Origin of the sequence: Rhizobium sp. BR 314 (genome assembly GCF_047445805.1) — a bacterium.
Taxonomy (GTDB): Bacteria; Pseudomonadota; Alphaproteobacteria; order Rhizobiales; family Rhizobiaceae; genus Rhizobium; species Rhizobium lusitanum_B.
The window spans coordinates 72,706-97,269 of sequence record NZ_JARWLA010000023.1; the positions used below are offsets into that span (position 1 = coordinate 72,706).

Here is a 24,564-nt window from a genome sequence, read left to right on the forward strand (position 1 = left end):
CCAAGAAATATACATTCGAGGCGGTCCTAGACACCCGCTTGGTGGGCAGGTAGACGATGGCGGAGAAAAGCCGTTCCGAGAAACTGAAGCGCCTTGTCGCGGTGCAGCGCCATCTGGAGCGCATCGCTGAAAATGAGCTCGCCGATACCACCCGTCACCGTCTCGAAGTTACCGAATCGATGGAGAGGGTCATGGATGCCATTAGCTCTTCCGACCCCGTACATATGGCATTTTCGATCCATTATGCCGAACGCTACGGCCGCCTGGCTATCAAGGACCAACAGCTCGAAAGCATCCAGACCTTGATTCAGATGAAGGTTCAGCAGGAGCGCACCAAGGGTGACCGGCTGGAAGAGCATATGAAAGATGCCCGGGCGCTTGAAACTCGTGAAGCGGACGATAATGCGGTCTACGATATCATCGACCAGCGCTTCGCCAGCGCAACGCCAGCCTCCAGCAAGCTTCAAAATTCATAATCGCCGCGATCATGGAGCATGGCATGCATCACAAGGTTGCCAGCCTGCTCCGACCGTTTGATTCGACATGTCCTCATCCGTTGCATTTGGTTTTGAGGAGCGTGCGATAGCAGAAGGAGACGTGACGTGGCTATTTCGCCTCCGAGTGATTTGGTTCTGGATGTTGTCAGGGCCGCGAATCCGGACGATGTCCAGATTGCCCAAGCAAAGCTCGCCGCCAATAAGGCCGCCTTTGCCGCCACCAGCCTCGCGGAAAACGGCAATGGCTTCGGCGCCGCCGTCGATGCGCTGAATACCGCCTCGTCGCAGGCCGGCCTCGGCAATGCCAACACGCATGCCGGCCCCTCGAAGGTGCCGCAGGTCTACCGCAAGTTCGAAGCCATGGTGCTGCAGAACTTCGTCAAGAACATGCTGCCGAGCAGCGAGACGCTCTATGGCAAGGGCTCGGCCGGCGAGATCTGGAAGGGAATGATGGCCGAGCAGCTCGGCAACACGCTCGCCAAGGATGGCGGCGTCGGCATCGCCGAGAAAATGTACAAGGAACAGGTCGACAAGATGCGTAACAGCGGCGTTGTCAACGCTACGACCGACGAGAACGACAAGAAGATGGCGCTCAGCGCCATCACGGATTTTCAGCGCAAGACGCTTGCTGCCCATGACGCCAATGACGGCGACACGAGCATTACCAATCATAATACGCTGACGTCCCAGAGAGCATAAGCGAGGTAACAACATGGAAGTGATGTCACAGGACTATCGGATCAAATCTGTCCTTGGCCGTCTGGAGATGATTATCGACAACGAGAACAACCGGATCGGTACCGACCCGGAATTCGATTTGAAGGTGTCGAACGCTCACAAGAGCCGCTGCCTCTACGAACTGTCGATGCTGTTTCGCGATACCGACCCCGCCGATCTCGCGGTTGCGCATGTCGAGCAGCTGCATGGGTTGAAGAAGAAGCTGGTGGTAAACGCTCGTCGCGTTGAAGCTCATCTCGAGGCCGTGCGCGCCGTTGCCGACATTTTGAAGAATGCCGCGCAGAATGCCGATACCGATGGCACTTACTCGCAGGAGCAATTCCGCGTCCGTGAGGCCGGATGATCAAGCTCGTGCTCACCGGCCTTTGGGTCTGCGCTGTAACATTGGCTTCGGTCTATTTTTCAGTGCAGACGGCGACGGCGCCCGTGATCAGCCCTGATGACGCCAAGAAGGCGCAGCAGGAACTGGTCAAGGGCGAATCGATCAATGTTCCCGTCATCGCCAACGGCCAGGTGACCGGCTACTTCCTGACCCGCATCTCCTTCATGATGGAGAAGGGCAAGGCGACCGCGCTGCAAATCCCCTTGCCGGAGCTGACGACCGACGAGCTATTCTCTCTGCTGGTCGGCAACAATGCGATTGATATCTCCCATACGCAGAATTTTGACATTGCGGCTTTCCGCAGCGATTTGAAGAAGCGGATGAACGAACGGCTCGGTGGTGATTATGTCGCCGAAGTCCTGATCGAACAACTCGACTACCTCTCCAAGGAAGAAACCCACGGCGGGGAAAGCATCGGCAAGAAAACGGTCAAGCCGGTAAAAATCGTACCGGAAGCGGCAGCGGCCAAGGTTCCGATCGAATAGATGTCGTTCCGGCGGGTATCCTATATCGGGGAAATAGATGGCTGGATACCCTTCGGAATAGCCGATGCCGGCAGGCTGCTGCGGCTCGGCGTTTCGGCGCAGAGATGGGCTGCCGAAGCATCGTGTCCGGCGGGAACAGGTTGCCGTCGCGCCATTGCCCAGCCTATGCTTAATGAAATCCTGACGAATTCGAGAAATTGCAGCTTTTTGTCCTAACGGAAGCTTGGGATTGCTCTGCTATAAGCGACCTTTAGCAATGCACCTGTGGTTGCCGTGCCAATGGCCGGGGAAACGACAGGACCTTGCGTTACCGGCGCCGGTCATGTCGATGGCGCCGGCAGGAGGTTGTTGGATTGAAACAGGTTGCTGATTTTGCCGCGGTTGCGTCTCGCCGTATGATCTTTGATCTGCCGGTTTGTGATCTCGATTGGGAAGATGCGCTGACTTTCGTCAATGAACTCGCATCCTTGCCCGTCGGACAAACGTCGATTTCCTTCGTCAACGCCCACAACATGCTGGTGATGCTGCGCGACGGCAGCTACCGCGAGGTTCTGGAGCGCAATCTGGTCCTGCCCGATGGCGTCGGTCTCGATATTGCGTCGCGCGTCGCGCATGGCGAACCCTTTCCCGCCAATCTGAACGGCACGGATTTCGTCCCGGCGCTTTTGACCTTCATGGAACGGCCAAAACGCATCGGCTTGCTCGGCGGTCGCCGTTCCGTCGTGGAGAACGCAGCCGAAAGACTGCGGCAGCACGCTCCATGGCACGAATTCACCGTCATTTCAGATGGTTTCTTCGATGCACAGAAAAGCAATGCGGTCACGGCGGAAATCAGCCGGCAGAAGATCGATATTCTGATCGTCGGCATGGGTACTCCGCTGCAGGAGAAGTGGGTGGACGAACACGTCGGGCCGCAGCATGCACGGTTGGTCTTGACCGTAGGTGCACTCTTCGATTTCGTTTCCGGCACGGTGCCGCGCGCTCCGGCATTGGTGAGGGCGCTGCGTAGCGAGTGGCTGTTCCGCCTGGCGCTTGAGCCGAACAGGCTCTGGCGGCGTTATATGCTGGGCGTGCCGCTCTTCCTCTATCAGGTCGCAAGGCATCAGTTCGGCCGCAAGGGCCGCATCGACCGCATGGAGGTGCAGCAGACCCGGCCGCGCCTCATGCCTCCTGACAAATTGGCGAGCTGACGCTACTGGCGCGGCGTTAACTCTTTCTTTCCTATGAAAGTTTAGAGTGGGTTAACATTTGCATTGGTCGTAAGGCCAAGCGCACGAGATGACCCGCTATGTTTGAGAGTAAAGCCAGGACTGGATCCCACGCCAACGATGCCGAAACCTTCGAGCGTTTGCGAAGGTCGGGAGGGCACGCATTGTCGGACCGCGGCGGAGACTTTCAAGCCTATGCCGATTTGCGGGCCGCCAATTCCGATGATCCGCGCGATGCGGAACTGCGCGCCATCCTGCGCAGAAGGTTGAATGGCGATCCCTATCCGGTATCCGGCGGAAAACCGTTGCGGGCGGAGGCAATGCCGCAGGCGAAGCCCCTGGCCCAGCAGATCGGCACCATCCTGGGCCACCGCTACGGAGAGAACGAGCCTGCCGTTAAGCCGCAGCTGGAACCCGTTGCCGATTTGCTGGAATTCGTGCCGGACTTGCTCGTTGGCGAAGCTGCGCTGCTGCCGGAGTTCGCCGAACCTGCTGCTCCCCTCGTCTTACCTCGCCGCCGCAACTGGTCGCTCAGCATCGGTTCTCTCGGTTTCGTCACGGCAACGGCACTGGCAGGTGCGGCCATACCGACGCTGTTTGCCCCGCCGCCGGCCTATGTATCCCAGGCGTTTCTGCATGCGGAAGGTGAGGGGAGGGCACGCCAGTCCGTGCTGAACATCGCGGCAAGACGCGCGGTCGCTCCCGCCGCACTGTCCGATGTCGTCGCCCGGTTGAGGCTTGACCGCGATCCGGAATTCACCGGCACCCGTGCGGGCGCCCTCGGCGTTGCCATGGAACTCCTGTCGGGCAATGGTGGCGCATCGGATGCGCCGTCGCGCGCGCAGGCCACCCTTCGCAAAGGCATTGCCGTTGGTGTCGATGACTCAACCGGCCTTCTGCGGCTGACCGTTACCTCAGGCGATCCGGGCAGATCGGCCGATATCGCCAACCGCCTCGTCGTTGCCACCATTTATGATGCCGCCGTTGTGCAGGCGGCGGCTGCGCCTAGGGCTGGCGATACGTCGGCCGACCGTAGCCGCAAGGAACTTGATCGCGTCACCGCAGCGCTTGCCGAATTCAAGGCGGAATATGGTGAAGACAAGATCGCGGCCGCGCTGAAGTTGCAGGATCAACGGCGTCAGCTGGACAGCGAAATCAAGGCGGTCGATCTCGCCGTGCGCACCGCCAGGGCGAATGTCGCGGCGGCCAGATCGGCAACGCCCACCTCCCTGCTGAGCGGCGCCCTGCCGGCGGATCTTACCTCTGCCAGCCTGGACGATCTGCGCAGTCGCTATAGCGCCGCCAAGGCCCAGTTAACCCAGCTTGCAACGCAGCTTGGGCCACGTCACCCGCGCCTGCTCGCACAACAGGCGACCGTTGACGATCTTGGCGCCAATCTTCGCGCGCAATTGCAGCGGCTTGTCACCAGCAGCGATGCAGCCTTGAAGGCTGCGCTCGACAAGCAGGCAGCGCTTTCGGCGCAAATGACGGCCCTCAGCAAGAATAGCATGGATGTCGATATTGCCCGGCTCGGGCAACTGCGGGATGCCGTTGCCGCGGCGCAAAGCCGCTTTGATGCTGATCAGCAGAATGCGGCCCTGGCTCCCCAGGAGGTCAGGCCGCCGATGACGGTGATATCGCAGGCGGTCGCAGCCGCGGCCCCGATCGACGATCATCTCGCAAGCAATCAGGCGACCGGCTTCCTGGTCGGCCTCGGCCTGTCGCTCGGCCTTGTCTTTCTCAGGAAATGGTTGGCCAGTGCCACGGAAAACGAGGACCGTGAGATCGGTCACGCCGCGGCGCAGGTGCCGGCTCCGCAATATCATATCGAGCCGCTACCCGCGCAGTCGCCTGGGGCAATTCGCGAAGATATCGTCGAGCCGATCGCTGATATCGACACCACCAACGCCACGTCTGGCGAATGGCTGCGCGTGCAGCAGGAGTTGGCGGAGCTGCGCTCGAAGGTCGAAACTTATGCTGCGCGCCGGCAAACCGAGCGTGATTGACGCGGCTGCCGTTTTCTCCTTGCAATTACCGCTTTCAGACACCATAGGGCGTTGGCAGGCAATTCCGCGCGGCCGATGATTTGTAGATTGGCGCATGTCGAGGAAAACAGCGCAGCGGTTTTCCATCCGGAATGCGCAGTGGAATATAGGAATGAGCGTTGCCTCGGTTCGAGGAAAGGCGGAAACGCTCCAGCATCGAATTCATATCGGGAGACCAGCGTGACGACAGTGATCGATGGCAAGGTTGCAGCGGCTTCGGTAATCGAGGCGGTGAAGGCTGCAGCAGCGGGGCTTGAAGCTGAGGCCGGCGTGAAGACCGGGCTTGCGGTCGTCATCGTCGGTGACGATCCGGCCAGCCACACCTATGTCGGCGCCAAGGGCCGTATGGCGAAAGAATGCGGCTTCAACTCCATCCAGCACACGCTGCCCGCCGAGACGACGCAAGGCGAGCTGGCGAAGCTTGTRGCCTCGCTGAACGACGATCCGTCCATCCACGGCATTCTGGTGCAACTGCCGCTGCCGAAACATCTCAATTCGGATGCGATCATCCAGTCGATCCGGCCGGAGAAGGATGTCGACGGYCTGCATGTCGTCAACGCCGGCAAGCTTGCAACTGGCGATCTCGCGACCGGGCTGATTTCCTGCACGCCGGCTGGCGCCATGCTGCTGGTGCGCTCGATCCATGGCGAGGATCTGTCGGGTCTGAATGCTGTGGTCATCGGCCGCTCCAACCTGTTCGGCAAGCCGATGGCGCAATTGCTGCTCAATGCCAATGCGACTGTGACGATCGCGCATTCTCGCACCAAGGATCTGGCATCCGTGGCGCGCGGCGCCGATATCCTTGTGGCAGCCGTCGGCCGTCCGGAGATGGTCAAGGCCAGCTGGATCAAGCCGGGGGCGACGGTGATCGATGTCGGCATCAACCGGATCGATGCGCCGGAGCGCGGCGAGGGCAAGAGCCGTCTGGTGGGCGATGTCGCCTATGCGGAGGCCTCCGAAGTCGCACGAGCGATCACGCCGGTTCCAGGCGGCGTCGGGCCGATGACGATTGCCATGCTGATGGCCAATACCGTCATCGGGGCCCACAATGCGGACGGCAAAGTGCCGCCGAAATTTTGAATGAAAGACCGTCCGCGGGGTGAGAAAAAACCCTGCGGATCGACTTGCCAAGGCGCGAAAGACGATTATAGTCAGGAAATAAATATTCCATAGAAGAAAATGAGGGAACGAAATGGCATTATCATGGCGTTTCTCCGCCTTGGCGGACCGGCACCGTGCTCTCGGATCGAAACTAGAAGACTGGAGCGGTATGGGAACCGCCTGGACTTACGACAAGGACATGTCACAAGAGCATGTCGCGATCCGCACCAAGGCCGGCATCATGGACGTTTCCGGCCTCAAGAAGGTGCATCTGGTCGGGCCGCATGCCATTGCCGTGCTTGACTATATCACCACCCGCGACATGTCCAAGATCTATCCTGGCCGCTCCGTCTACGCCGCGATGCTTAACGATCGTGGCTACTTCACGGATGACTGCATCGTCTATCGCACCGGTCCGAATTCCTGGATGCTGGTACATGGCTCGGGCTCCGGTCACGAGGAAGTACTCAAGCAGGCAGCGGGGCGCAACTGCGCCGTCCTCTTCGACGACGATCTGCACGATCTGTCGCTGCAAGGCCCTGCCGCCGTTGACTATCTCGCTAAATATGTGCCCGGCATTCGCGACCTCAAATATTTCCATCATATGCAGACGACACTCTTCGGCGTGCCTGTGATGATTTCGCGCACCGGCTATACGGGCGAGCGCGGCTACGAAATCTTCGTGCGCGGTCAGGATGCGCCGATGGTCTGGGATCGCATCGTTGCCGAAGGCGAGGAGATGGGGATCATTCCCTGCTGCTTCAGCGTTCTCGACATGTTGCGCGTTGAAAGCTACCTGCTCTTCTACCCCTATGATAACTCGCAAATGTATCCTTTTGCCGACCAGCCTCCTGGCGACAGTCTCTGGGAACTGGGCCTTGATTTCACCGTCAGCCCAGGCAAGACCGGTTTTCGTGGCGCCGAGGAACACGCGCGTCTGAAGGGCAAGGAGCGCTTCAAGATCTTCGGCATGCTGATCGATGCCGATGGCCCCGCCGATCTCGGCGACGAGGTCTATGTCGAGGGCAAAAAAGTCGGCGTCATCACCTGCCCCTGCTATTCGACCTTGACGAAGAAATCGATGGCGATCGCCCGTCTCGACGTAGACAAGGCTATTCAGGGCACGAAACTCGAAGTGCGTGGCAAGAGCCTCAAGGCGAGTGCGATTGCCCATACGCTGCCATTCGATGACCCGGAAAAGAAGAAGAGGACGGCCATCGGCTAAGGAGGCGCTCATGCTTGTTGAAGGCATCAAGAGCCGACCGGTTTACCATGGTCTCGCAATCCAGCCGCATGCCCGTCGGCATCTGTTCGTCCTTGAAGGGGAGGGCGCTCTTGCTCTTCTCGATCAAGGCTCTATGCTTGATGATGCAACGCTGTCGCGCAGCGAAATCCTTTATGTTGCGCGCGGTTCGCAGGGGAAGGGTCATGACGGCGCCCTGTGCAGGCTCGGCGCCGATATGTTCTTCACGGCACCGACAATCGGTACCTTGCTCTTTCGTCTGAGAGGCTCGCTTTCGACGGCTCACATGGGCACGCGGCTTTATATAGCGGGCACCGAAGGCTTTATCGGTCAGGCGATGATGGTGGCGCTGGATCTGGGCATGGACCACGCCTCGATCATGACGGAGCATCGCGGCTCGCTCGCAAGGCGGGTGCAATGCGTCCACTGCAAGGGCACCACCGACGATGTGACGCATTCCCCGTTTACCTGCAGCCACTGCGGTCTGTCGCTATTGGTGCGCGATCATTATTCGCGCCGTCTCGGCGCCTTCCAGGGCGTCAATATCGATGCGGAAGAGCCAGGCAGCGCGCCCGATCCCGAGGAGTTGTTCCTGTGAGCGGTGGTACAGAAATTCCGGTTCGTGTTGCCAGGGTGACGCCGGTCGCTGATCGCATCAAGCGCTTCCGTTTCGAGCGTCTCGACGGTGAGCCGATGCCCTATTTTTCCGGGGGCGCGCATGTGATCGTCTCCATGAACGATGACGGGCATGTCCGTCGCAACGCTTACTCGCTGATGTCGCCGCCGCATGATTGTTCGGCCTATGAGATCAGCGTGCTCCGCGTCGAGGATTCGCGCGGCGGCTCGGCCTTCATGCATGAGAGGGTGCGTGAAGGCGATGAGCTCAAGGTCAGCTATCCGGTCAATCTTTTTCAGCCCGATTGGCGCGGCCGCAAGCATCTCTTGATCGCCGGCGGCATCGGCATCACCCCATTCATCGCGATGATGCAGCAGTTTTCCCGCGAGGGCGCCAATTTCGAGCTGCATTATGCCGTGCGATCGCTCGATCGCGGCGCCTATTGCCGCGAACTCGTCGAGCAATATGGCTCGCAGCGCATCAAGATCTATTGCGATGTCGATCGCAATTTCATCCCGGTCGCGCGACTGTTGGAAAGCCAGCCGCTCGGTACGCATCTCTATGTCTGCGGACCTGCCGGCATGATCGACGGCGTGCTGAAGACGGGCATCGAGGCCGGGTGGCCGCAACAGAACCTGCATTCGGAACGCTTCCTGTCGTCGCAGCCCGGCAAGCCCTTTTCCATCGTGCTGACCCGATCAGGCAAGACAGTGCACGTCGGCCATCACGAAAGCATGCTGGAGGCAATCGAAGCTGCCGGTGTTGATCCTCCCTTCCTCTGTCGCGGCGGTGCCTGCGGTCAGTGCGAGACCGGCGTTGCAGTTTGTAACGGCAGGCTTCTGCACAATGACGTCTATCTGAACGATGAAGAAAAGGCCTCTGGCCGAAAGGTCATGATCTGCGTCTCCCGCTTTGAGGGGAGCACGCTGCATCTCGACCTCTAGGCTTCTGGCCAATACCCAGGAGAACGGACATGGCTATCGCCTTCAAGCAGGAAACGTTTCGTGACGATTTCAGCTATTGCAACAGTCCGGAAAACATCCGGCGCTTTCCGTTCCCGTTCGATCGCGACGAATACATGTATTCCGTCAACATGGAACCGCATGTGAAGGGGCAGAAGGATACGGTCTTCGAGAGTCTCATCGACGTCGATGAGCACTATGTCGCTGAGATGCATGACCGGGCGCTGGTGCTGAAGGAGGACCCTCTGCGCTATCAAGCGCTGCCGCATATGATGACGGCACAGTGGGACACACTGGAGCTCTTGATGGAGGAGCAGGCTGCCGGCTATCCCGAGCACTTCACGCTGACCAAGAACGGGGATGAGTGGCGCTGGATCAATCGTCCTCTCGGCATCGACGACACCTTCACATTCGGCGATGCGTCGACGTTACCTTACGAACCCTTTGAATATATCACGCGTCAGGCGCAGGGAGATTTCTGCATCGTCGACCAACGCGACGGCAATCTCTGGATGGATGCCGGGATGGTGACGACCCAGGCAGACTGGTCGCTCGATTTCGATATCGGCATGAACTTCATGGAATGGCATGGCCCGGTGCCTCTTGCCCACCAGAAAGGCATTTTCGACCGCGCGCTGAAATTCCTCCTGAACCTGCAACAGGGCAAGCCGACGCGCCGTCTCAACTGGACGATGACCATCAATCCCCGTCTCGATACCAGTCCCGAAAACTATCCAAAATGGGGTCCCGATCGCACCACAGTCACTCCGGAGAATGTCGGCGAGAAGGTGCATCTTCGTGTGGAATTGCAAAGCCTCTGGCGCCTGCCGCGCTCGAACGCCATCCTCTTCGTTATCCGCTGCTATCTGATGAACATGGACGAGCTGGTGACTGTGCCGAAATGGGCGCGCCGCTTCCCCCGTGTGCTGCGCACGCTCCCTCCCGAGCTCATCGACTACAAGGGACTGGCGCGCTATCGCGAAACGACGATCGACTGGCTTGCTGCCTATGACGATGGGGCGCCGACCAGCCCCGGCATCTTCCCGGATTGATACCGGGCCGCGCCCAACGACTGCATACGATAAAAATTCGATACAATCGAGAAGGGGAATGCTTCATGACACGAGTTGCCGTTATCGGTGCCGGCCCTTCGGGCCTTGCCCAGTTGAGGGCCTTTCAATCGGCCGCAAAAAAGGGTGCTGATATCCCCGAGGTCGTCTGCTTCGAGAAGCAGGCGGATTGGGGCGGCCTTTGGAACTACACCTGGCGCACGGGTCTCGATGAATATGGCGAACCCGTGCATGGCAGCATGTATCGGTATCTCTGGTCGAACGGCCCGAAAGAATGTCTGGAATTTGCCGATTACTCTTTCGAGGAGCATTTCGGCAAGCCGATCGCCTCCTATCCGCCGCGCGCCGTTCTTTGGGACTATATCAAGGGCCGTGTCGAAAAGGCCGATGTGCGCAAATGGGTGCGCTTCAGCACGCCAGTGCGCATGGTCCGCTTCGATGAAGGGACCAAGAAGTTCACTGTAACAGCGCATGACCGGCCCCAGGACCGGATGTATGACGAGGAGTTCGACTATGTTGTCGTTGCTTCTGGCCACTTCTCGACACCGAATGTCCCTTACTTTGAGGGCGTGAAGACCTTCAACGGCCGCGTGCTGCATGCACATGATTTCCGCGATGCGCTGGAATTCAAAGGCAAAGACGTACTGCTCGTCGGGCGCAGCTATTCGGCCGAGGATATCGGTTCGCAATGCTGGAAGTACGGGGCAAAATCGGTGACAACGAGCTATCGCTCCAAGCCGATGGGGTTCAAATGGCCTGCCAATTTCGAGGAGCGGCCCCTGCTGACGCGGCTGGAGAACAAGACGGCTTATTTTGCCGATGGCTCGTCGAAGGATGTCGACGCACTGATCCTGTGCACCGGCTATCAGCATCACTTCCCCTTCCTGCCCGATGACCTGCGGCTGAAGACGGCCAATCGCCTCTGGGCCGACCACCTCTACAAGGGGGTGATTTTCGATGGGAACCCGCAGCTTTTCTATATCGGCATGCAGGACCAGTTCTACACCTTCAACATGTTCGACGTGCAGGCCTGGTGGGCGCGCGATGTCATCATGGGTCGCATCAAACTGCCTCCGGAGGCTGAGCTGCAGGCGAATTTCGACAAGTGGCGCGCGCGCGAGGAGACGCTCGAGGATGCCGAGCAGATGATCTGGTATCAGGGCGACTATGTGAAGGAGCTACTCGCCGAGACGGATTATCCGAGCTTCGATATCGAAGGTACGAACAAGACCTTCATGGAGTGGGAGCACCACAAGGCGGAGAATATCATGGGCTTCCGTGATCACGCCTATCGGTCGCTAATGACCGGCAACATGTCGCCAAAGCACCATACGCCTTGGGTCGATGCGCTCGATGACTCTATGGAGGAATATCTGCGCAACTAATAATGGGCCAGGCACATTTCCGCGTAAACCGGCAGGGGAGGCACGAGGCAGCCCCTGCCGGTCTGTTTGAGACGAGACGAGGCGATTTGATCGGCAACTTTTTCATCGGATATGGTCTTCATGGATTTTAAAACCAGTGTCCTCGGTCGCATGAGCGGCTTTCTCTATCGGTGCCGCGCCGACGAAAACTACACGATGCTTGACATGACCGACGGCATCGAGCGCATCTTTGGCTATGCCGCCGACGAGATCATCGGTAACCGAAGTCGGACCTTCACCTCCATCATGTATGAGGAGGACGTTCCGCTGATGGATGAGGTGGTCGGACAAGCGCTTGAAGGGCGTACCGACTGGACGATGGAATATCGGATTCGCCATCGTGCCGGCCATCTCGTCTGGGTGACGGAGACCGGCGGCGGCGTCTGGGACGCTTCCGGCACGCTGCTTTATCTCGAAGGCAGCATCATCAATATCGAATCGCTCTATCAGCGCATCGATGAGCAGACCGCCGGCATGCGGGTCACCGCGTCGAAAACCAACGAGATTCTGCAGTCGCTCCGCTATCTGAAGCTGCTTGCCGTCAATGCGGGCATCGAGGCGGCGAGAGCGGGTACAGCAGGGTCGGGATTTGCGGTGTTGGCTGCGGAGATGCGCACGCTTGCCAACTCGTCGGAAGAGGCTGCGCGCGCGATCTCGAACGCGCAAAGGAGGGCAGACTAAGAGCGCGGCCGCGTCTTCTGCGGGTCGTAGTGTGATAGCGGCACAATGACGGCCGGAAGCCGCTTCTGATGGCCATCGAGCTTGCCGATCTCGACCTTGGTGCCAACGGCCGCATGCGTGACGTCGACACGGGCGAGCGCGATCGTCTTACCAAGGATCGGCGAGCGGGTTGCGCTGGTGATTACCCCGATCTGCGCGCGGCCGATATGGATGCAATCGCCATGTCCGACCGCCTCATTGGCCTCGATATCGAGCCCGACCATCAGGTGACGTGGGTGTTCTTTGCGCCTGATCAGTGCCTCGCGCCCAATGAAATCATCCTGCTTGGACTTCAAAGGTACGCTGAAGCCAATGCCCGCTTCGAAAGGATCCGTCTGGTCGTCGAATTCGTGATGGGCGAAGATCAGGCCGGCCTCGATGCGCACCATATCGAGTGCCTCCAAACCCATCGGCTTCAGACCATAGGGTTCGCCAGCCTTCCATACGGCGTCGAATACGGTTCCTGCATCCTTCGGGTGGCAAAAGATCTCGAAGCCGAGCTCGCCGGTATAGCCGGTGCGGGAGACGACGACCGGCACGCCCTCAAAGGTGCCGATACGGCCAACGGTGAAACGGAACCATTCCAATTCGCCGATCGTCGGCTGGCGCGGTGCCGTCCAGATGATCTCCTTCAGAATATCCCTGCTCTTCGGACCCTGCAGCGCGATATTGTGCATCTGATCCGTTGACGAGCGGACCCAGGCCTTGAAGCCCTTCTTCTCAGCCTGCTCACGCAGCCAGATGCCGCTATAATCATCGCCGCCGATCCAGCGGAAGTTCTTGTCGCCCAATCGAAACAGCGTGCCGTCGTCGATCATGCCGCCATGTTCGTAGCACATGGCGGAATAGACGACCTGGCCGGTCGACAGTTTGCGAACGTCGCGGGTCAGGCAGTATTGTAGCAGCTCTTCCGCATCCGGTCCGGTCACCTCGAATTTGCGCAGCGGCGACAGGTCGATGACAACTGCGCGCTCGCGACAGGCCCAATATTCCTCAACCGGCCCCTCGGAAGAGAAGCGGTTCGGCAGCCAGAAGCCGCGATATTCGGTGTAGTCGCGCGTCATGGCGGAAAGGCGCGGATGAAATGCGGTTTCCCGCGTCAGTTCGGGATCAGCATCTGGGGTCATGCGATAGGCCACCGCTCGTGTGAATTTCTCTTTGCCGGAAAATGTGCGCACATGGATATCAGTCGGGTCCCACCCATTGGCCGCGTCGATATCGTCCGGGCAGGAGGAGGAGACGCAGACAAGATCGGTCAGTGCGCGCATCAGGACGTAATCGCCCGGTCTCGACCAAGGTTCGTCGAGATAGAGCTGGTTATTGTGATCGATATTGGTGTTGTAGAAATAGTTGAGCGCCTCCCAGCCCTTGCGGCCGGCGATGCCATAAGGGGCGAGTGCCGCATTGAAATTGTCGGTGCAGTTCACGTGGCCCGGATAGCCCATGTCGTCATAGTAGCGGGAGTTGCAGGCCGTCGCGAAGGCATCATGCCGGCCGACGGTATCCTGCACGATTTCCACGAGCGGTTCGAAATCACGGTCAAAGGCTTTGGACGGCAGGCCGGGTGTCGGATAGCTGCGGCCAAGCAGGGTGCGGGTGACGGTGGAGTCGAGCGCTAGGTCCATCCCCCTGTCCACCTTGCGGGCGGAAAAGGCCTGAAAATCCGTACATTGCCGCCCGTAGACATCGATGATCTGGATGAATTCTCCGGCGCGCACGAAATAGGCCGACGCGGTTGCCGCTCTGATCCGGATGTCCTCTATCGGGTCGGCGAGCGGTTCGGGTAGTGCGGAAGTATAGTCGCGCAGGATCGTGGCGCGCCTAATCCTCACCTCAACCGGTGTTGCCGTGTCCTGTGCCTCAGGCGACATGGACGTCCCTGGAGCGCAGACGATCAGCAAACCTTTGAGAGCAATGGTAAACTCGGCCTGGCTGCCCGGCGGCGACGCTTCGCCGAAGAGGCGCAGTGCTCCCGCAGAGGCGAAATCCGCGCCGCGTCGTTGCAGTGCCGCACGCACACGTGAGGCGCTGTCCTCCCCGGCGGACAGGATGGATTTCAATCCTTCCGCTTCGCAGTTGAAGCCTGTACCCAATCCTTCGGACTGAAAGCGACCCCTATCGTCGAGGAAGGCGAGCTCGCACACCTGACCGCCCTCGCAGTCGCGCAACGTTGCGCGATCGCCGGGCTCTACCCGCAACACCAGCGTTCCGCCCCCCTTGCAGCGATAGCGTTCGGTACCGTGCGGCAGTGTCGAAATGCCTGGATAGCGGACAGTACTTGCCGACACGGGCCGGATTCCGGCGCTCGGCGGATGGAGATCTCGCATATAGCCCTCTCGGGAAATAGATGTGCCTCACCACACCGGAATCATGCTGACAAAATGCTGTCCGAAAGTAAAGTGATGTTGACTAAAAAGAAAATATCTTCACTATGCATAAAGGGCATGCATCTGGAATCCGCGCGCAGACTCGGCTCATGAAAACCTCCAGCAAGCCCCGCAATGCCATGGGAGGCACGTTCAGGGAGACGTACGAAGATACGTCCGGAACAAAGATGGGGAATATCACTGATGACGGATATTGTGGACGCCGGCGTTTCCGCTGGCACCGAAGGTAAGCTTATACGCGCGCTCGACTGGAAGGGCGCGTTCTGGGTGGCTGCGGGCGTGCCGCCACTCGTTCTCTTCTCCATCGGCGGCATTGCCGGTACGACGGGCAAACTTGCCTTCGTCGTCTGGATCATTTCGATGATCATGGGGTTCCTGCAGTCATTCACTTATGCAGAGATTGCCGGCATGTTCGGCAACAAGTCAGGCGGCGCATCGGTCTATGGTGCGACGGCATGGCTGCGCTATTCGAAGTTCATCGCGCCGCTTTCAGTCTGGTGCAACTGGTTTGCATGGTCGCCGGTGCTGTCGCTCGGTTGTGCCATCGCAGCCGGTTATATTCTCAATGCCTTTTTTCCGATCCCGGCCGCGGATTCGCAAGCGGTGCTGAGTTGGATTACTGCCCATGCGACCACTGTTGTCGCTGATAGTCCGCGTGTCGCCGAATACATCGCGGCCCACGCCGGCACCTCGCCGCAAGATGCGGTAAAAGCACTGCTGAGTGCCGATGGCGTGGCCGCCCTGACGCCCGCCATTCGCAACTGGTCTCTCGTCAGCTTCAATATTCCTCTCCTCGCAACGGCCAACATCAACGCCACCTTCTTCATCGGCGGCATTCTGATGCTGATTATATTTGCGATCCAGCATCGCGGTATCTCCGAGACGGCAAGTGTGCAGAAATGGCTGGCGATCATCGTCCTCGTCCCGCTGCTCATCATCGGTATCTATCCGATTGTCAGCGGACAGATCCTCTCCAGCAACGTCACCGGTCTGGTGCCGCCGACCGCCGCCTATGCCGGGACGGATGGAACATGGAGCAACGGTGGCTGGACGCTTTTCCTTGGCGGTCTCTACATTGCCGCCTGGTCGACATACGGGTTCGAAACCGCGGTCTGCTACACACGGGAACTGAAGAACCCGAAGACCGACACCTTCAAGGCGATCTTTTATTCCGGTCTTGCCTGCTGCATCTTCTTCTTCCTCGTGCCTTTCGCCTTCCAGGGCGTGCTTGGCCACGCTGGCATGCTGGCACCTGGTATCGTCGACGGCACCGGTGTCGCTGAAGCGCTCGGCGGTCTGATCGGTGCCGGCCGTATAGTTACCCAGCTTCTCGTCATCCTGATGATCATGGCACTGTTCCTGGCCATCATGACCGCGATGGCCGGTTCCTCGCGCACGCTCTATCAGGGCTCGAAGGACGGCTGGCTGCCGAAATATCTCGATCACGTGAACGAGCATGGCGCTCCGACCAGGGCCATGTGGACGGACTTCGCCTTCAATCTCTCTCTTCTTGCCATCGCATCCGACACCAGCGGTTACTTCTTCGTGCTCGCTGTCTCCAATGTCGGCTACATCATCTTCAACTTCCTCAATCTCAACTCCGGTTGGATCCACCGCATGGATTCCGGCCATGTCGAGCGCCCGTGGAAGGCGCCGTCCTGGTTGATCGGTCTCAACACCGTTCTGGCCTTCGTCAACGCGCTCTTCCTCGGTGCAGGCGCAAAGGTTTGGGGCTATGCCAACGCACTCTGGATCGGTTTTGCTTTCGCCGCTCTGATCCTTCCAGTTTTCGCCTACCGGCACTATGTGCGTGACGGCGGCAAATTCCCGGCCGGGGCCATGGACGATCTGGGTCTTGTCGGCCAGGACCTCGGCGTCAAGAAGGCGGGAATGCTGCCCTATCTGGCCTTGGTTGGGGGCCTCGCCATTGTGCTGATTGCCAATTGGGCCTTTCAATTGCCGGCTTGAAATAGATCAATGATAACGACTGCTCCGCTGTGGCTCGCCACAGCGGAGCAAGTTTTATGGAATCTGTCTTCGTATGAAGACAGGAATTTCCTGACATCGTAGACTTAATGGAGCTTGGAATTTGATGAGCGATGCCAATCTGTTCCATATCCCACGCCATCACATCACCTCCAGCCATCATCGCGAGCGGCGCGCCGCAATGGAACTGTGGGCGAATATCACCCGGGCATGACCGAAAAAGCGGCTTGCTTCGTGCTCGCGCCCTTTTTTCCGTCAAGCTTATGATGCCTTTCAGGCAGTTCGGCGAGGGGATGGTTGCCGGTTTTGATCCATCAAGAGTGCCGATTGCCGCACTCGGAAAGTTATTCAAATTTGACGCGCGAGTGGGCGGAACTATTAATGCCCAGCGGATATCACTCGCCTTTATTGCAATGATGGGTTGGGACATGTCGCCGAAAGTTAGTTGCAGATCTTGTGGCTCCGAGCCGAGAAGCATCGTGCTTGCCGTGTTGCTTGGGCTTGTTTGGTTTGCGATCGGATCATCGTCCCTACGGGCGCAGAATGCACCTGCCTCGCCAATAAGGGCTGGCGCGGGAACCGTCGGCGAAAGGGTGCAATCGGCAACAGATGCGCTGATGCGGGCGTTCAGCTTTGGGGCGGATCTGAGCCCGCAAACTCTCATCAAGATACTGCCCGGCGACTGGGCCACGTTGTCGTCGGAGGCTTTCGCGGGCGATATACCCGCGGACAAACTAAAGCAGTGGTGCTCGTTCAACCGGGTTAACATAAAACAGACGGATCCGGCTTATCCAATCTTTGAAGGGCGGATCGGTAGGCAAGGCTCCAGGCGGTTTGAATTGCGCCTATCTGTCGGGGCGGCGTTTTATTGGATCGCCAATGTTCAAGACGAGATGCGGGCTCTCGGCTTTGACAATTCTCCGGATACAGATCTTGCGAAACTTCAACGTGGCTTGGTCATGCAAAGGAGTGTTCAGCAAGGTGTGGCTTTTCCGTTGAATGACGATGTCATCGGTTTTCAGAACTCAGCGATCCCATCGAGCGCCAGCTTCTGGGTTCGGTGCCCTGGTGAGCCCGAGGACGGTGCGAGAAGTGCGCGGAATATCCAGATCGTGAACACGATCGTAAAGACAATGGCTCAGCAAGCTGGTTTTTTGTCCTACGGCTCTGACGGATCTGTTCCATTTGTCAGCAAAATGCAGGGGAGTTGGACCCTGGTCGACGAACTTGCCAAATCCAAGGTACGAGACAAGACCATCGCCGAACTGTGCCAAATCCGTCGCGTCGACATGCAAGCGAACCATCAGCCTCTGCCGATCCTGACCGCCCATGTCATTGACACGGCGTCAGAGGAGGACCGCCCTGTACCGGCCTCGCAGGATGAGTTCGAGTTGCGGCTCGCCGGTGACGGCGAGCTCACGCGAGTGGCGCTCCAAGATCCAATGGTTGAGGTCAAACAGCACCCAGAGCGTTTGCGCGTTCCACCTGCCACGGAACGCGACGTGGTCGCCAAACGCCTTCAACAGACCGCCATCGGCTGGTATCGCCAAACGGCGTTGTCCGCAGCGTTACCGGTTACGATTGTTCCCATCGACGATGATACGCTTGTCGAAAGCCCGAATAACACGTGGGGTGAGCCTCCTTCCTACGGCAGCGGGCCGTCCGCCTTCAAGCGCTATTGGCTGCGCTGCCCCCAAAGCTGATCTGTGTGGCGGTGCGGCGGTCACGTTGAACTCCAACCAAATCTCGCGAATCCCAGATCAGCGATCCTGTTCGTTTGCGAGTGAAATTCTGGCGCAATGTCCGGCTGTGTAACATTATATCGCGCGACGAAGCCTCATTTTAAGAGATAATCCCATACCGTTGAAGAAGGTGCCGAGCGGCGGCTCAATACATATCACCTACGACGGCGGCTCTTTTCGCATGCGTCAGGTCATATCAGCATATGCGCTGTACTCACCGGATTGTCTGTCCCTGAAAAGATAGATGGCCGGCTGGCCTCCTCGGGTGATTCCCGCGAAGTCGAAGTCTTCAGGAAAGTGCCACTCGTCTAGCGCCTTCCGGCAGGCGGCCATTTTTGCGTCGTCTGCCTCGGCCAACAATGCGGCCCCATCGATCTCGCCAACGAACACCATGGCGTCCGTCTCGGAGAAAAGCCATCGATTGGTCTGCCAGCTTTCAAATCCCGGCGTCCTGTTACACACCGTCTTGATCGCTTGTTTCGGGACGTTCATCGGTATCGAATACGCGTCGTTGAATGAGGCATCCCACTTTCGTTCGGCTTCGCCGCTGTGGATACACCACGGGCATACGTGCGGAATATCCTCCTTGCAATATATCGGGCCGCGATACATGTATTTCCGGTCTTCCCCGCAACATGGGCACGTTGCAAGCATGGCCACGACGCAGCCGTCCGCGATTGGATCAGGAAAATACTCGAAGTTGGGAAGATCTTCTGCGGGTGCTGTCATTCGTGGCTCCGTTGTTAACATAGTATGGAAGAAGGATCGAACACGCCATCGGTTGTCCGTCTAAGACGGCAATCATTTGCCGCCCGACCCTAGTTGGAAGGCAGACTAGGTCATGCGCGTCAATAATGCGACCAGGACGTCCGTGTGGTCGTTGGCCTCGATCGATAGGAGCTGGTGAGCCGGAAGTTCACCGATCGCCAGCAAGACCTCGCGTTCCGATCAGCCGACAGAGATCGCCGCACTTACTAGATCCTGAAAAGCTGCTTGCAACGCATCCTGGTAGCGAATGTGCCCGTTAGATCGTTGTCGGTCACGAGAAGTCGTGCGATGTGGGGCATGGCGGAAAAGTGAACGGATTTGTCGGTTCTGGCAATCGTAGATCGCAAACCCCTAACACAGGTGCGTGCCACATCTTTTGCAATCCAGTGCGAACTCTCATCGGAGCCTCTCGGCAGGCGGCAATCAGGTTGCTTTCGAAGCGAGCATTTCATTGATGCGGTCTTCTTTCAATACTTCCAATTGCTGCAACGCAAACGCATTGATGTAAATGCGGATCGTCTCGTCCAGCTCGGCGCCGGATTGGGTCCAGCCGGGACCGCAATCGATCTGCGAATCTCCGGTTCGGATTCACTCAAGAGCAAGCAGCGGCATTGGCAGTCCCCTCGGAAGGCGCGACAAGCTAGAGCGCGTCCATGTATGCGAGCGCCGCGGCTGACGAGCTTTGTCCTCACTTCTGATCCTCCCAATCGAACCGAGCACCTTCTGACGGCCAGATCAAACTTCTCACGGAGACACAAATGCACCTTGACAATAATCGATACAGATGTACCGTATAAAGGTACAGGCGCTCTTGGAGGAGTCAGCCAAAATTTGGGTCGAATGCTACGCCTCGCACTGCGGGGCGAGGAGGATTTCTGTATGTCCATTACTGTCCGCGGGATCGAATTTGAGGACAATCTCGACAACCCAATGGGGATCGAGTTTTACAATCTCTCGCATCGCTTCGGCTACCAATGCCCGAACTGGCCCTATTTCCGCGATGTTCGCATTGAGCGTATGCACTACATGGCCAAGTCCGGCGTGCTGTCGCAAACCATCACGACAACGATGCATGTCACCACCCACATCGATGCGCCGGCTCACGTCGTACAAGGCACCCCGTTCATCGACGAGGTGCCGCTGCCGCACTTCTTCGGGTCTGGCATTGTCGTGTCGATCCCGAAGAAAAAGTGGGAGCCGATCACCCATGACGATCTCGAAAAAGCCTGCGGCCATGCCATTCGCAAAGGTGACGTGCTGATCATCAACACCGGCTGGCATAAGGAATATGAAGACGGCGACTATTTTGCCTATTGCCCGGGTTTTGTGCCTTCCGCTGCAGACTGGATGATCGAAAAGGGTGTCAAGGTCGTCGGTCATGACACGCAGGCCAACGACCATCCCTTGGCAACGGCTATCGGACCGCAACGCAACGGCCCTCTGCTTCCGCACCTCGCCGAAGAATACAAGGAGTGGTCCGGAGGTCGCGACTGGAAGGATGACTTTCCAGAATGGGAGCCCGTTCACCAGAAGATATTCAAGGCAGGTATTCTCGGTATCGAAAACGTGGGCGGCGACCTCGATGCCGTGACCGGTAAGCGCTGCACGTTTGCCTTCTTCCCGATCAACTGGGATCGCGGTGACGGTTGCATCATCCGACTGGTCGCCATGGTCGACAAGGACCAGAACTATCGCATCGAGAAGGGCGAGGCCTTTTAGGCAGTAAAGTCGCGCCGCAAATGAGCGGATGTGGGCGACACCCAAAGCAGGGTATCGCCCACTGCCTCAAGTGAAATCATCCACATGGCGCCGTTGGGAGGAGTTATGTTCATCAAGCGCTTCGAAGAAGCAAAACCCTATGACGCGCCCAATCATCACGGGTGCTTTGGCCTGCGCTTGCAGGGGTTCGAAGAAGGCGGCCCGAAGAACCAGTGGGTCGGTCTCTCTCAGTTTTTTCCTGGTGGCGGCGCCGGTCCGGACTCTACTCCATTCGAGAAGGTCTACGTCGTTCTCGAAGGCGAAATGACCATGATCGTCGATGGCAAGGAAAGTTTGCTGCGTCCACTGGACAGCTGCACGGTTTGGCCGGGTGAAGTCCGCGAGATTGTCAATCGATCCAACCACGTCTGCAAGATGCTCGTGGTCATTCCATACCCGCAGGGGGCAAACCAATGATCTCCGCAGAAGTTATGCGTTCGCCCCTCAGTCTTTTCGATGTCAGCGGCAAGGTCGCCATAGTCACCGGGGCATCCGGCGCGTTCGGCGAGTTGGCTGCCAGGATTCTGGCGGGCGCAGGGGCCAAACTGGTGCTCGTTGCAGGCAACAGCCAAGCACTCGCGCACACGGCAGCCGCATGCCAGGAGGCCGGGGCCGCCGTGGTTTCGCTGAATTGTCGACCCACCAGCGAGGAAGACTGCGAGGCAATCGTCAATGAGACAGTCGCGCATTTTGGACGCGTTGATATCCTTGTCGTTGCCTCCGGAAAAAACGATGTTTCCAAGATCACGGAAATGGCTCCTGAGCGGTTTCTTGATGTCATGGACGCCAACGTTACGCAGAGCTGGTTGATGGCGCGCGCTGCGGGCAAACAGATGCTGGCTCAGGGCGAGGGCGGTAAAGTTATCTTCATGTCGTCCGCTCGTGGGCTGCTCGGACATCCGGCCGGCTATTCGGCCTATTGCGCCTCAAAATCCGCAGTCGATGGCATCACGCGGGCACTTGGCTGCGAATGGGGCCCGACGGGCATAACGGTGAACGCCATTGCGCCAACCGTGTTTCGCTCGCCTCTGACGGCTTGGATGTTCGAGGACACCGAGAGAGCACAGGAGGTACGAAAGGGGTTTCTTGGTCGCGTTCCAAAGGGGCGGCTTGGGGAGCCCGATGACCTGGCAGGTCCGCTTCTGTTTCTCGCCTCGCGAGCCTCCGACTTCTACACCGGGCACATATTATACGCCGACGGCGGCTACACGGCGGGCTGAGAATGTCGAACCAGAAACAGAATATTGCCGTGATCGGCGCAGGCCTTATGGGACATGGCATTGCCCAGGCCTTCGCTGTGGGCGGGCACGAGGTTCGGGTATACGATGCCCATCACGAGGCTCTCGATACGCTTCGGGCGAGGGTTGCGAAGAACCTGCGGACGCTTGGTCTTCCTGACGATGCGCAACTGCGCGTAACCGGTACTGTGGACCTTCAGGAGGCTGTTTCGACGGCTGACGTCGTCATCGAAGCGGCGCCGGAGAAGCTCGACCTCAAGCGGTCGATCTTCGCCAATCTGGTGCGCCTTGCACCCCGCAATGCAATCCTGGCATCGAACACTTCGGTTATTCCGATCACCGATATTGCTGAAGGCCTTGCGACGGGAGAGCGCATAGTCGGGACGCATTGGTGGAACCCTCCGTTTCTCGTTCCGCTTGTCGAAGTTGTCGGCACGGCGCGAACCGACATCGCGGTGATCACCCGGATGATCGAGCTGCTGTCATCGGTGGGCAAGACACCTGTTCACGTTAAGAAGGACGTGGCGGGCTTTGTTGGCAATCGCCTGCAGCATGCATTGTGGCGCGAGGCGATCGCGATCGTGGCTGAAGGGATTGCCGACGCCGAAACGGTCGACACGGTCGTGAAGGCAAGCTTCGGTCGGCGACTGGCTGTGCTCGGTCCCCTGGAAAACGCCGATCTGGTCGGCACGGACCTGACCCTCGACATCCATAACGTCGTTCTTCAGCACCTCAATCGCGATGCGGAGCCTTCGCCATATCTCGAGGACCTGGTGAGGGGCGGAAGGCTGGGAATGAAGTCAGGAGAAGGCTTCCGTTCGTGGACCGAACAAGAGGCAACCGAGCTGCGTGAGCGGGTCGCAAAATATCTACGGGATTTCAAAGCGGTCGATTGACCGCGAGCATGTTGGTTTTCCACCCTTGGGAGGGGGTTCGGATGGAGACGAAATTCGGCAGAAGAAAGTTCCTGGCAGCGAGCGCATTGGCACTGGCCGCACCTGCTCTACTTAGTCGGCGCGCGTTTGCCGCCGACGCGCCAATCAAAGTGGGATTCGTTACATCGCAGACCGGGCCGCTGGCATTCTTCGGTGAACCGGACAGCTTTATCCTCGGACGTTTTCAGGCTGCAATGAAGGCGGGCGCGAGCGGGCGGCCGATTGAGATCATCGTCAAGGACAGCCAATCGAACCCGAGTCGGGCTTCGGAGCTTGCCAGTCAGCTTGCTCTCAAGGACGAGGTGCAATTGCTGATCACGGCGGGTGGCCCCGACACAGTCATCCCCGTCGCTGACCAGGCCGAAATCAACGGTGTTCCCATGATTGGAGCGGCCTGCCCTTGGCAGCCCTTCGTATTCGGGCGCAACAGCACGCCCGATAAGGGGTTCGATTGGAGCTACTTGTTCGCATTCGGCCTGGAAGATGCGATTGCGGCTTATATGGGCCTGTGGGCCACCATTCAGACGAATAGGAAAGTCGGTCTTCTGTTTGCTAACGATGCCGACGGCAATGCCTGGGGCGATGCCAAATTCGGTTTCCCTCCGGCGCTGACAAAAGCTGGCTACACGGTCGTTGATACGGGGCGATATACGCCTCTTGCCGAGGATTTTACGGCGCAGATCACCAAGATGAAATCGGAAGGTGTAGATATCGTCGCCGCCACGATGATCCCGCCCGAGTTCTTTGCGTTCTGGAACCAGGCAAAACAACAGGGGTTCCATCCGAAGGTCGCCACGATCGGCAAGAGCTTGTTATTGCCCACCACCTTGGATGCCATCGGTCCGGCTGGGAGCGGTCTATCCACCGAGGTGGCCTGGCACCCGAGCTACCCTTCGAAGTCGGTAACGACGGGCGATAGTTCGCAGCTTGTTGCCGACGAATGGCAGAAGGCCACGGGCAAGCAATGGACCCAACCGGTTGGTCTGAAACATGCGCTTGTCGACATCGCGGTCGATGTCTTGAAGCAAGCAAGCGACCCGACGAACCCGTCCTCCGTGGTCGAGGCGATCAAGTCGACAAAGGCGGACACACTTCTCGGCACTGTCGACTGGAGCGCTTCGCCCATCAAGAACGTGGCCAAGGTGCCAATCGTTGGCGGCCAGTGGCGACAGAACGGCGGCAAGTTTGATCTTGTCGTTTGTGCCAATCCGACGACGGCTGCCATCCCCGTCGCCGACAAGCTTCAGCCGCTGGCTTGA

Annotated in this window: 22 protein-coding genes; 20 read left to right on the top strand and 2 right to left on the bottom strand. The window is 58.7% G+C overall.

Translation table 11 applies throughout. From position 1 onward, the window contains the following. Positions 1-56: 56 nt before the first annotated feature. From QD461_RS24380 to QD461_RS24440, 13 genes are all read left to right on the top strand, one after another. Entirely contained in the window at positions 57-476 is a 420-nt protein-coding gene (locus QD461_RS24380; protein ID WP_414090038.1) for a hypothetical protein, read from the top strand. 126 nt (positions 477-602) lie between these two features. Next, entirely contained in the window at positions 603-1,196 is a 594-nt protein-coding gene (locus tag QD461_RS24385; RefSeq protein WP_414090039.1) for a rod-binding protein, read from the top strand. 13 nt (positions 1,197-1,209) lie between these two features. Further along, positions 1,210-1,578 (top strand): hypothetical protein, encoded by a 369-nt coding sequence (locus QD461_RS24390; protein WP_004114908.1) that lies wholly within the window; start codon positions 1,210-1,212, stop codon positions 1,576-1,578. Beyond that, positions 1,575-2,102, top strand: coding sequence for a hypothetical protein (locus QD461_RS24395; protein WP_414090040.1), 528 nt, complete (start codon positions 1,575-1,577; stop codon positions 2,100-2,102). Before QD461_RS24390 ends, QD461_RS24395 begins: the two co-directional genes overlap by 4 nt. A 353-nt stretch (positions 2,103-2,455) precedes the next feature. Beyond that, positions 2,456-3,292, top strand: a complete 837-nt coding sequence (locus QD461_RS24400) for a WecB/TagA/CpsF family glycosyltransferase (protein ID WP_414090041.1) — start codon at positions 2,456-2,458, stop codon at positions 3,290-3,292. A 182-nt stretch (positions 3,293-3,474) separates the two neighbouring features. After that, on the top strand, positions 3,475-5,316 hold the full coding sequence (locus QD461_RS24405; RefSeq protein ID WP_414090042.1) for a succinoglycan biosynthesis transport protein: 1,842 nt from the start codon (positions 3,475-3,477) through the stop codon (positions 5,314-5,316). A gap of 219 nt (positions 5,317-5,535) precedes the next feature. Further along, entirely contained in the window at positions 5,536-6,435 is a 900-nt protein-coding gene (locus QD461_RS24410) for a bifunctional methylenetetrahydrofolate dehydrogenase/methenyltetrahydrofolate cyclohydrolase (RefSeq protein WP_414090043.1), read from the top strand. A gap of 112 nt (positions 6,436-6,547) precedes the next feature. After that, a complete protein-coding gene (locus tag QD461_RS24415; protein ID WP_414090044.1) occupies positions 6,548-7,681 on the top strand; it encodes an aminomethyltransferase family protein in 1,134 nt (377 codons plus the stop codon). A 10-nt stretch (positions 7,682-7,691) separates the two neighbouring features. Then, positions 7,692-8,297, top strand: a complete 606-nt coding sequence (locus QD461_RS24420; protein WP_414090045.1) for a dimethylamine monooxygenase subunit DmmA family protein — start codon at positions 7,692-7,694, stop codon at positions 8,295-8,297. Next, on the top strand, positions 8,294-9,259 hold the full coding sequence (locus QD461_RS24425) for a PDR/VanB family oxidoreductase (RefSeq protein WP_414090046.1): 966 nt from the start codon (positions 8,294-8,296) through the stop codon (positions 9,257-9,259). Before QD461_RS24420 ends, QD461_RS24425 begins: the two co-directional genes overlap by 4 nt. Before the next feature lie 29 nt (positions 9,260-9,288). Next, on the top strand, positions 9,289-10,329 hold the full coding sequence (locus QD461_RS24430) for a heme-dependent oxidative N-demethylase family protein (protein WP_414090047.1): 1,041 nt from the start codon (positions 9,289-9,291) through the stop codon (positions 10,327-10,329). 65 nt (positions 10,330-10,394) lie between these two features. Then, on the top strand, positions 10,395-11,732 hold the full coding sequence (locus tag QD461_RS24435) for an NAD(P)-binding domain-containing protein (RefSeq protein WP_184711296.1): 1,338 nt from the start codon (positions 10,395-10,397) through the stop codon (positions 11,730-11,732). 120 nt (positions 11,733-11,852) lie between these two features. Then, complete coding sequence (locus tag QD461_RS24440) at positions 11,853-12,452, top strand: PAS domain-containing protein (protein ID WP_414090048.1); 600 nt, start codon at positions 11,853-11,855, stop codon at positions 12,450-12,452. Here the strand turns inward: QD461_RS24440 and QD461_RS24445 are convergent. After that, on the bottom strand, positions 12,449-14,818 hold the full coding sequence (locus QD461_RS24445; RefSeq protein WP_414090049.1) for a DUF1989 domain-containing protein: 2,370 nt from the start codon (positions 14,816-14,818) through the stop codon (positions 12,449-12,451). The two genes, QD461_RS24440 and QD461_RS24445, sit on opposite strands and share 4 nt — an antisense overlap. A 243-nt stretch (positions 14,819-15,061) precedes the next feature. Here QD461_RS24445 and QD461_RS24450 point away from each other — a divergent pair, with 243 nt between their 5' ends. Together QD461_RS24450 and QD461_RS24455 are read left to right on the top strand one after the other, a co-directional pair. Further along, positions 15,062-16,846, top strand: coding sequence for an APC family permease (locus tag QD461_RS24450; RefSeq protein WP_414090050.1), 1,785 nt, complete (start codon positions 15,062-15,064; stop codon positions 16,844-16,846). A 245-nt stretch (positions 16,847-17,091) separates the two neighbouring features. Next, a complete protein-coding gene (locus QD461_RS24455) occupies positions 17,092-18,567 on the top strand; it encodes a hypothetical protein (protein ID WP_414090051.1) in 1,476 nt (491 codons plus the stop codon). 225 nt (positions 18,568-18,792) lie between these two features. Here QD461_RS24455 and QD461_RS24460 read toward each other — a convergent pair whose 3' ends face one another. Next, positions 18,793-19,335 carry a CbrC family protein gene (locus QD461_RS24460; RefSeq protein ID WP_414090052.1) on the bottom strand — a complete coding sequence of 181 codons (543 nt, stop codon included), beginning with the start codon at positions 19,333-19,335 and terminating at the stop codon, positions 18,793-18,795. Positions 19,336-20,253: 918 nt separating this feature from the next. Here QD461_RS24460 and QD461_RS24465 point away from each other — a divergent pair. From QD461_RS24465 to QD461_RS24485, 5 genes are all read left to right on the top strand, one after another. Next, the gene (locus QD461_RS24465; RefSeq protein WP_414090053.1) at positions 20,254-21,093 is read left to right on the top strand and encodes a cyclase family protein; all 840 of its coding nucleotides are present in this window, start codon (positions 20,254-20,256) and stop codon (positions 21,091-21,093) included. A 105-nt stretch (positions 21,094-21,198) separates the two neighbouring features. Continuing rightward, complete coding sequence (locus QD461_RS24470) at positions 21,199-21,549, top strand: cupin domain-containing protein (protein ID WP_414090054.1); 351 nt, start codon at positions 21,199-21,201, stop codon at positions 21,547-21,549. After that, complete coding sequence (locus QD461_RS24475; RefSeq protein ID WP_414090055.1) at positions 21,546-22,352, top strand: SDR family NAD(P)-dependent oxidoreductase; 807 nt, start codon at positions 21,546-21,548, stop codon at positions 22,350-22,352. Before QD461_RS24470 ends, QD461_RS24475 begins: the two co-directional genes overlap by 4 nt. A 2-nt stretch (positions 22,353-22,354) precedes the next feature. Continuing rightward, positions 22,355-23,266 carry a 3-hydroxyacyl-CoA dehydrogenase family protein gene (locus QD461_RS24480; protein WP_414090056.1) on the top strand — a complete coding sequence of 304 codons (912 nt, stop codon included), beginning with the start codon at positions 22,355-22,357 and terminating at the stop codon, positions 23,264-23,266. A 41-nt stretch (positions 23,267-23,307) separates the two neighbouring features. After that, complete coding sequence (locus tag QD461_RS24485; protein WP_414090057.1) at positions 23,308-24,564, top strand: ABC transporter substrate-binding protein; 1,257 nt, start codon at positions 23,308-23,310, stop codon at positions 24,562-24,564.

What these genes read in the sequence shown, in the direction of transcription:
- QD461_RS24380 (WP_414090038.1), top strand. Translation starts at nt 57, where the DNA reads ATGGCGGAGAAAAGCCGTTCCGAGAAACTGAAGCGCCTTGTCGCGGTG.
- QD461_RS24460 (WP_414090052.1), bottom strand. Translation starts at nt 19,335, where the DNA reads ATGACAGCACCCGCAGAAGATCTTCCCAACTTCGAGTATTTTCCTGAT.
- QD461_RS24395 (WP_414090040.1), top strand. Translation starts at nt 1,575, where the DNA reads ATGATCAAGCTCGTGCTCACCGGCCTTTGGGTCTGCGCTGTAACATTG.
- QD461_RS24390 (WP_004114908.1), top strand. Translation starts at nt 1,210, where the DNA reads ATGGAAGTGATGTCACAGGACTATCGGATCAAATCTGTCCTTGGCCGT.
- QD461_RS24445 (WP_414090049.1), bottom strand. Translation starts at nt 14,818, where the DNA reads ATGCGAGATCTCCATCCGCCGAGCGCCGGAATCCGGCCCGTGTCGGCA.
- QD461_RS24475 (WP_414090055.1), top strand. Translation starts at nt 21,546, where the DNA reads ATGATCTCCGCAGAAGTTATGCGTTCGCCCCTCAGTCTTTTCGATGTC.
- QD461_RS24440 (WP_414090048.1), top strand. Translation starts at nt 11,853, where the DNA reads ATGGATTTTAAAACCAGTGTCCTCGGTCGCATGAGCGGCTTTCTCTAT.
- QD461_RS24480 (WP_414090056.1), top strand. Translation starts at nt 22,355, where the DNA reads ATGTCGAACCAGAAACAGAATATTGCCGTGATCGGCGCAGGCCTTATG.
- QD461_RS24465 (WP_414090053.1), top strand. Translation starts at nt 20,254, where the DNA reads ATGTCCATTACTGTCCGCGGGATCGAATTTGAGGACAATCTCGACAAC.
- QD461_RS24450 (WP_414090050.1), top strand. Translation starts at nt 15,062, where the DNA reads ATGACGGATATTGTGGACGCCGGCGTTTCCGCTGGCACCGAAGGTAAG.
- QD461_RS24415 (WP_414090044.1), top strand. Translation starts at nt 6,548, where the DNA reads ATGGCATTATCATGGCGTTTCTCCGCCTTGGCGGACCGGCACCGTGCT.
- QD461_RS24420 (WP_414090045.1), top strand. Translation starts at nt 7,692, where the DNA reads ATGCTTGTTGAAGGCATCAAGAGCCGACCGGTTTACCATGGTCTCGCA.
- QD461_RS24485 (WP_414090057.1), top strand. Translation starts at nt 23,308, where the DNA reads ATGGAGACGAAATTCGGCAGAAGAAAGTTCCTGGCAGCGAGCGCATTG.
- QD461_RS24430 (WP_414090047.1), top strand. Translation starts at nt 9,289, where the DNA reads ATGGCTATCGCCTTCAAGCAGGAAACGTTTCGTGACGATTTCAGCTAT.
- QD461_RS24435 (WP_184711296.1), top strand. Translation starts at nt 10,395, where the DNA reads ATGACACGAGTTGCCGTTATCGGTGCCGGCCCTTCGGGCCTTGCCCAG.
- QD461_RS24470 (WP_414090054.1), top strand. Translation starts at nt 21,199, where the DNA reads ATGTTCATCAAGCGCTTCGAAGAAGCAAAACCCTATGACGCGCCCAAT.